Here is an 8,054-nt window from a genome sequence, read left to right as displayed (position 1 = left end):
TCCCGTGTGGGGTTGGGTGCTGCGGCCCACTTTTTGTTACCCACGAGTAAACGGGATTAAATAGGGGTTGGTCTGCTCGGTAGCGGAAGGCGGGCTTACCGGTGTCTTGAGGCTTAAGGGGGCAAAGGGTGTCCGGGTTAATGGACACAGGCGTGTCCGCTTAGAGGATCGCCCGGTTGGCACCTTTCGCTGCTTACCCCAATGTGAGTTACTGACTGCCTTTATGGCTGTCATTGGCGGGTGAATGCGGGGTTAGTTCCTGGGTCTATGGCAGCGGCTGTGGGCTAATTAAAGTTACTGACTGCGTTTATGACAGAAATAGCGCGAAAGATCGCTTGAAAGTGTCATAAACTCATACAGTTTCACGTTTGCAGCCCGTATTTATGCCTGCAGCCTGTACTCACACGTATAGCCTCCAATCGCGTGTACAGCCCGTATTCAAGCGCAGCCCATTCTCGCAAGCAAAGCTCGCAAGCTCATTGTCAACTAGGCCCAACTAGGCCCAACTACGCCCAGCGAGACCCAAACATACGTCGATAGTGCACATGTTACCTTCCGTAGGGCACAAGTTACCCCCGTTAGCGAACGCTGCAATTGTGCCTTTACCAGCACAAATTAGCCAACGCTAAGCCAAGTTCGAAATATGCCCTAAATATTGCGTAATTTCATAACGTATTTACTTGTTAAATAGGGAACCCTAAGCTAATGTTTCACAGGTAATGATTACCTAAGTAAGTGATTGGGTAACGGCGTCTAAGTCGCGTTTGTTTAACAATCCTACTGTGACCGAAGGGATGCCTTTAAGTGGCGCGTTCTAACTCCGGCCGTATTCGCAATATCGTAGTTGCATCTGTTGCGAGCCTTGGACTTGTTCTTGGTGCATGTTCTACTGATGCCGGTAACGAGGATAAGTCTGCAGCTGCAGGCAACGGGTCTACTATTACCGTTACTGATAATCATGGTGAGCAGACCGTACCTGCCGAGATTGACTCTGTTGTGGCCACGGATAACCGTTCCTTCGAGATGCTCGATCAGTGGGGTATTAAGCTGGCTGCAGCTCCTAAACCGATTATCCCGTTCACGGTTTCCGACTACAAGGACAATCCTGACGTTCAGGACATCGGCAATCACCGCGAGCCGAATCTCGAAATTGTTGCTGCTGCTGACCCGGACCTGATTGTGAACGGTCAGCGTTTCGGTCAGTACTACGATGACCTGAAGAAGCTCGCTCCGAACTCCGCGATTGTGGAGTTTGAGCCGCGCGAGGGCAAGCCACTGGACGAGGAGCTCAAGCGCCACGCTAAGGGCCTGGGCACCATCTTCGGTAAGGAGAAGGAAGCCGATCAGCTCATCGCAGACTTTGACAAGGCTCTGGAGCGCGCTCGCAAGGCTTACAACCCGGACGTGAAGGTCATGGCGCTGAACTCGTCGGGCGGCACCCTCGGTTACATTGCTCCGACTGTTGGTCGTACCTTCGGCCCGCTGTTCGACCTGATTGGCATGAAGCCGGCGCTGGAGGTCGACAAGGCCAGCGATGACCACCAGGGTGATGAGATTTCCGCCGAGTCCATCGCTGAGGCAAACCCGGACTTCATCATGGTGCTTGACCGCGATGCTGGCACCTCTGTCCGCGGTACCGATGAGTACCGTTCGGCACAGTCTGTGGTCGAGGAAGCCGCTCCGCTGAAGAACGTGAAGGCAGTCAAGGAGGGCAAGATCTACTACGCCCCAGAGGACACTTACACCAACGAGTCCATCATCACGTACACGGAGATTCTGAACGGGCTTGCCGACGCCTTCGAGCAGGCCTAATAGTTCCCTGACCAGTCACAGGAGTACCTCACCAACTCTATGCAGAAGTTACTGGATTCCCGGCTAGCCATCGGGATTGCCTTTGTGGCAGTCCTGGTGGCTATGTCGCTGTTTGTAGGCCAATACGACATCCTGGGCGCCGACGACGGCTGGGAGATGTTCGCCACTACGCGTATTCCGCGCACCATTGCACTGGTGCTCTCGGGTGCCGCGATGGCGATGTGTGGCTTGGTCATGCAGCTACTTACGCGCAACAAGTTCGTCGAACCCACCACCACGGGAACCACGGAGTGGGCTGGTCTCGGCCTGATTTTCGTGATGTATTTCTTTCCTTCGGCCTCGATGCTTGGCCGGATGGGCGGGGCAATCATCTTCGCTTTCATCGGCACGGCAGTGTTCTTCCTGTTCTTGCGCCGTGTCGCTTTGAAGTCAAGTCTGGTTGTGCCCATCGTGGGCATCATGTTGGGTGCGGTAGTCAGTTCGATTTCGACTTTCTTTGCGTTGCAGACGGACATGCTGCAGTCGCTAGGCGTGTGGTTCGCAGGCTCTTTTACTGCCATTTATAAAGGGCAGTACGAATTCCTGTGGCTGGTCGTCATTGTGGTTGCGATTGTCTTCGTATTCAGCGATCGGTTAACGGTTGCGGGGCTTGGTGAGGACATTGCCACCAACGTCGGTCTGAACTACAAGCGAATCGTGTTCCTGGGAACGGGGCTGATTGCAATCGCAACAGGTTTGGTCACCGTCGTGGTGGGCAACCTCCCATTCCTGGGGCTCATCGTCCCGAATATCGTCTCCATGTTCCGTGGCGATGATCTGCGCTCCAACCTGCCGTGGGTGTGCCTGGTGGGAATTGGCACCGTGACGATTGCGGACCTGATTGGCCGCGTCATTATCGCCCCGTTCGAGATCCCGGTATCGGTGATTCTCGGCATCCTGGGAGCTGCCATCTTCGTCTATCTGATTGTGGAGCGGCGTCGTGCTTAATCTCAGTTCAACTCACACGGTGGCCGACCAGGCCGGGCCGCAAACGACGTCGTTTAGCACGGCCGCCGCGGCGCGCAGGTACTGGATTATCATTGCTGCGCTGGTGGGCCTGGCGGTGTTGTTTACGGCGGGCCTGCTCGCGTGGGATAACCCGTTGCCGTTCGGTACGGATGGTTTTTGGCTGATTGCGCGCCGGCGTCTTGATGCCGTAATTGCCATGATCGTGGTTGCCTGCTGCCATGCCGTCGCGACGGTGGCGTTCCAGTCGATTGCGAATAACCGAATTATTACGCCGTCGATTATGGGTTTTGAGGCGCTGTACGTGGCTATCAGTACCACTGCGGTGTACTTCTTCGGTGCGACGGGGCTGATGAAAGCTGGCTCGGTTGGCGCGTTTGTGCTGCAGCTCGCGCTGATGGTGGGGCTGTCGCTGGTGCTGTATGCGTGGCTGCTGACCGGGCAGGGCGCGGATATGCACAGCATGCTGCTGGTGGGCATTGTCATCGGTGGCGGACTGGCTTCGCTGTCGACGTTCATGCAGCGCATGCTCACGCCTTCGGATTTTGACCTGCTGACGGCGCGGCTGTTCGGCTCTGTCAACAACGCTGACCCGGAGTTTTTCCCGGTGGCGATGCCGCTCGTGATAGGGGCGATCGTGGTGATTGCGTTGCATTCGCGGGTCCTCAATGTCATGTCGCTGGGGCGTGAGGTCGCGACGAATCTGGGTGTGAACTACCAGGTTCGGTCCATCACTGTGCTGGTCGCGGTGTCGGTGCTGATGGCAGTATCGACGGCTATGGTCGGCCCGATGACATTCCTCGGCTTCCTGGTCGCGACCATTGCGTACCAGGCTGCGGATACCTATGACCACCGCTTTGTGCTGCCGATGGCGGCGCTGATTGGCTACGTCACGCTGGCCAGTGCGTATTTCATCCTCAATCACGTTTTCTATGCCCAGGGCGTGGTGTCCATCATTATCGAGCTGGTTGGCGGTTCGATCTTCCTCTACGTCGTTTTGAAGAAGGGACGGCTATGATTCTCCTCGACAGTGTAAGCAAGAGCTATACCAGCGAGGTGTCAATTGGCCCCGTTGACCTGGAAATTCCAACCAACGCAATTACGGCTCTGATCGGCCCGAACGGCGCGGGCAAGTCCACGCTCTTGACTATGATTGGCCGCCTCCTTGCCGTCGATTCCGGTGACATCAACGTCGGTCCATACAACGTGGGCAAGACCAAGTCGAAGGATCTGGCGAAGGTGCTGTCGATTCTGCGCCAGGACAACCACTTCGTCACGCGTCTCACCGTGCGCCAGCTGGTCAGTTTCGGCCGCTTCCCGCACAGCCAGGGGCGCCTGACCGCTGAGGACGAGCGCATCATCTCCCAGTACATCGAGTTCCTCAATCTTGAGGCGCTCCAGGGCCGCTACCTCGACGAGCTCTCCGGTGGGCAGCGTCAGCGCGCGTATGTCGCAATGGTGCTCTGCCAGGAGACGGATTACGTGCTTCTCGACGAGCCGTTGAACAACCTGGATATTTCTCATTCGGTCGACATCATGTCGTACCTGCGCACTGCAGTGCGCGATTTGGGTCGAACCATGGTGGTGGTGTTGCATGACATCAATTTCGCGGCTCGCTACGCCGACTACATCTGTGCGGTCAAGGATGGCCAGATTGTAGAGCACGGCCTTACCGCAGAGCTGATGCGTTCGGAGGTTCTGAGCCCAATCTTCAACACTCAGATTGACATCGTCCAGGGCCCGCACGGCCCGGTCGCCTGCTACGGCTCTTAAGGCAATTCCTGGCCGGACCCACGCAGCCGATACAATCTAGCCTCATGACTATTACTGCTGCCGTTGACGGTTCCGCCCTGCACAACCCCGGACCTGCCGGGTGGTGCTGGTATATCGACGACAGCTGCTGGGCCGCCGGCGGATGGAAAGAGGGAACCAACAACCGCGGGGAGCTCACCGCTCTTGCCGAGCTGCTCCGCGCCACCGCTCACATCCCCGATGAGCCACTGTTCGTCCTGTGCGATTCGCAGTACGTGATTAACTCCGTTACCAAGTGGATGCCGGGATGGAAGCGCAAGGGCTGGAAGAAGCGCGACGGCAAACCCGTCCTCAACGTGGACATCTTGCAGGACATCGACAAGCTGCTCATTGGTCGCAACATTCATCTCGAATGGGTCAAGGGCCACTCTGGCCACGACATGAACGAAGCTGCAGATCAGCGCGCCCGAGCCGCCGCCACCGCGTATCAGAAGGGCACCGCAGTGCCCGAGGGGCCAGGTTTCGCTGGTGCGGGGAGTCGCGGGCAGACGAATGCAGCACAGACGAATGCAGCGCCGACAAAAACCACGCCCGCCACGCCTTCTTCCGACTCCAAGGCGCCCAAGACCGCAACCTTCGAGCAAGAAGGCCTCTTTGACCTCGCTGCCGACACCACCGTGACACCCGAGGACGCAGCCAAGGAAGCGCTCACTGTTTTCCGCCGGGCCGCACATCGCGCTGAGCAGGGTAATGCCCGCGCCCTCAAGGCATTGCTTAACGACGCCCTGGGCGCCAACCTCGCCGTGCCAGACGGGCTTTCGGATGCCGAGCATGAGCTCCGCGTCGAGGGAACCACCGCTACTGCGCAGTTCACTACAGACGACTGGGTTGGCCTGGCTGTCTGGGATTTGTCCCAGGCAGTGGGGAAAGCCACAGGTTCTGCGCGTTTGTTGGGCTGGAATGTAGGCAGGTCTTAGCAGTAGTATGAAAGTTTGGTCTTTTAGGTAGACCACCAGGCAATCCGGGGTTACTGGTAGCCTAAAAACACATAAATTCTTTTACTCATTACATATAAGGAGCTCCGACTTCATGGCTGAGCACGAAGGTCCTCGTTCCGGCGAAGGCCGAGGAAATCGCGGAAACCGCGGGTCTAACCGTTCCCATGGTCGTGGCGAGGGCGGCTTTAACGGGCGCAACCGCAACGATCGTCGTGGACAGGGCGGTGGCCCAGGTGGTCGTGGCCGTGGTGGTCACGGTGGTCATGGCGGTAACCGCGATTCCCGTGGTTCGCGGGGCTTCCGTCGTGATGATCGCGACGATCGTGACTTTAACCGCGGTGACCGCAATGAGCGCGGTGGTCGTGGCGGTCGTGGTTACAACCGCAACAATCGCGATGATCGTAATGAGCGTTTTAACCGCGATGACCGTGGTGGTCGCGGTGGCCGCGGTTACGACCGCAATGATCGTAACGAGCGCAACGACCGGGGCGAGCGCAATGATCGTCGCGGCCCGGGCGGACGTGGCGGCCAGGGAGGTCGCAACTTCGACCGTCGTGGTGGCAAGCCACGTCGCTCTAACCGTGGTGGCCGCTTCCAGGATGAGAAGCGTACGCACCGCACCGGCCCGCAGCGCCCAGGTTTCCGCGAGGAGCGCATTGAGGCCCGCAAGAACGAGCCGAAGCTGCCAGATGACATTCGCGCAGACGAGCTCGACCCGAGCGTCCGCCAGGATCTGAAGAGCCTGGCTAAGGACAACGCCGACAAGGTTGCTCGTCACATGATTATGGCCGCAATCCTGATGGCTGAAGACCCGCAGCGTGCCCTGGAGCACGCCCGCGCAGCGAAGGACCGCGCAGGCCGCGTCGGTGTCGTTCGTGAGACAGCTGGTGTCGCCGCTTACCACGCAGGTGAGTGGAAGGAAGCCCTGGCTGAGTTGCGTGCTGCTCGTCGCATCTCCGGTGGTCCGGGCATGCTCGCAGTGATGGCGGACTGTGAGCGCGGCCTCGGCCGTCCGGAGAAGGCCATCGAGCTGGCTCGATCCGAGGAAGCCAAGCAGCTGGATAACGAGTCCAAGACTGAGCTGGCTATCGTCGCCGCAGGTGCTCGCCGCGATATGGGCCAGATTGATGAGGCTCTGGTTGAGCTGGAGACCCAGGATCTGAACCCGGACCGTGAGGATTTCGAAGCAGCTCGTCTGTTCTACGCCTACGCTGATGCGCTGGTGGAGGCCGGTCGTAAAGATGATGCCAAGGTGTGGTTTACCCGCTGCGCCAAGATCGATGTCGACCAGATGCTCGATGCTCGCGAGCGCATCGAAGAGCTGAGCAAGTAAACAGCCCAGCTGCCCGACTCGCAAAACCATCCACCGCTGGCGCGATGCGGCTGCGCATCTACAATTCGTCGTAAAGCGTTCCTATTTCGTAAAAGGAGAAATGAACCCCCATGGCTTCTGTCGCTTCTTCCTATGATGCCGCTCTGTTGGATCTGGATGGCACGATTTACGAGGGCGGCGCGGCGATTCCGAACGCGCTGGAGGGGCTGACCGAGGCAGCGCTGCCGATGGTGTTCATTACGAACAACGCCTCCCGTGCGCCGCAGACGGTGGCGGATCAGCTCAACGGGCTGGGCTATGACGTTCACGCGGACGATGTGATGACGTCGGCGCAGGCGGCCATTGAGATGGCGGCGGAGGTCATTGAGCCGGGTTCGAACGTTTTTGTGTTGGGCGCGGAGTCGTTTAAGCAGTTGGCTCGTGAGGCGGGGTACAACCTCGTGGATTCCGCTGATGACAACCCTGCGGCGGTGTTCCAGGGGCTCAACCGTGAGATGACGTGGAAGCAGATGTCGGAGGCGGCGCTGGCGGTGTCGCGAGGTGCGCGCTTCCTGGTGTCGAATTTGGATACGACGCTGCCGTCGGAGCGCGGTTTCCTGGTTGGTAATGGTTCGGTCGCTGCGGCGATTTCTACGACCACGGGCGTGGCGCCGCTGTCGGCGGGTAAGCCGAAGCCACCGATGTTTATTAAGGCGGCGGAGCGTGTGGGCGCGAAGAATCCGCTGGCGATTGGGGATCGCCTCGACACCGACATCGCGGGCGGAAATGCGGCAAAGATGGACACGTTTATGGTGGTCACAGGCGTTTCCACGCATATGGATGTCGTTGCGGCGCCGCCTGAGCACCGCCCGACGCTCATCGGTGCTGACATGACTGCGCTGAATCGTGAGCTGGATCAGGCACGTCCGGCTCCGCAGGCTGGTTTCACCGCGCGTTACGACGACGCGGAGGCCGGTGTCATCGTTCTTTCTGGCGGTGACATGGAAGATCTTCGGTTGGTGAACCCGGCGGAGGCCGCGGTGGCGGCTCTGCTGACGGTCGTAGATGTGGTGTGGAACTCTGAGGCTGGTCGTGCTGGCGCAGTCGAGGTCGCGCAGGTCCGCGCGGAGGGCCCGGCTGCTGAGGCGGCGCTGGCTGCCTGGCGGAAGTGATAG

7 protein-coding genes are annotated in these 8,054 nt (G+C 59.0%); all 7 read left to right on the top strand.

Annotated elements, in window-relative coordinates:
- Nucleotides 1–804: 804 nt before the first annotated feature.
- The 7 genes from HMPREF2681_RS04420 (at nucleotide 805) to HMPREF2681_RS04390 (ending at nucleotide 8,051) form a co-directional block, all read left to right on the top strand.
- A complete protein-coding gene (locus HMPREF2681_RS04420) occupies nucleotides 805–1,812 on the top strand; it encodes a siderophore ABC transporter substrate-binding protein (RefSeq protein WP_070546200.1) in 1,008 nt (335 codons plus the stop codon).
- A gap of 39 nt (nucleotides 1,813–1,851) precedes the next feature.
- Complete coding sequence (locus tag HMPREF2681_RS04415; protein ID WP_070437363.1) at nucleotides 1,852–2,799, top strand: ABC transporter permease; 948 nt, start codon at nucleotides 1,852–1,854, stop codon at nucleotides 2,797–2,799.
- Entirely contained in the window at nucleotides 2,792–3,835 is a 1,044-nt protein-coding gene (locus HMPREF2681_RS04410) for an iron chelate uptake ABC transporter family permease subunit (protein WP_083280584.1), read from the top strand. The genes HMPREF2681_RS04415 and HMPREF2681_RS04410 overlap by 8 nt, the downstream gene beginning before the upstream one ends.
- Nucleotides 3,832–4,590, top strand: coding sequence for an iron ABC transporter ATP-binding protein (locus tag HMPREF2681_RS04405; protein ID WP_070546198.1), 759 nt, complete (start codon nucleotides 3,832–3,834; stop codon nucleotides 4,588–4,590). The genes HMPREF2681_RS04410 and HMPREF2681_RS04405 overlap by 4 nt, the downstream gene beginning before the upstream one ends.
- A gap of 44 nt (nucleotides 4,591–4,634) precedes the next feature.
- On the top strand, nucleotides 4,635–5,546 hold the full coding sequence (locus HMPREF2681_RS04400; protein ID WP_070546196.1) for an RNase H family protein: 912 nt from the start codon (nucleotides 4,635–4,637) through the stop codon (nucleotides 5,544–5,546).
- Between the two features lie 112 nt (nucleotides 5,547–5,658).
- Complete coding sequence (locus HMPREF2681_RS04395; RefSeq protein ID WP_070546195.1) at nucleotides 5,659–6,900, top strand: hypothetical protein; 1,242 nt, start codon at nucleotides 5,659–5,661, stop codon at nucleotides 6,898–6,900.
- A gap of 110 nt (nucleotides 6,901–7,010) precedes the next feature.
- Nucleotides 7,011–8,051, top strand: coding sequence for an HAD-IIA family hydrolase (locus HMPREF2681_RS04390; RefSeq protein WP_049193446.1), 1,041 nt, complete (start codon nucleotides 7,011–7,013; stop codon nucleotides 8,049–8,051).
- Nucleotides 8,052–8,054 lie beyond the last annotated feature (3 nt).

The sequence above is a fragment of the Corynebacterium sp. HMSC064H12 genome, from assembly GCF_001809925.1.
Classification (GTDB): Bacteria; Actinomycetota; Actinomycetes; order Mycobacteriales; family Mycobacteriaceae; genus Corynebacterium; species Corynebacterium jeikeium_D.
Note: the sequence above shows the minus strand (reverse complement) of the source record. Positions and strands in the feature narration are given on the sequence as shown.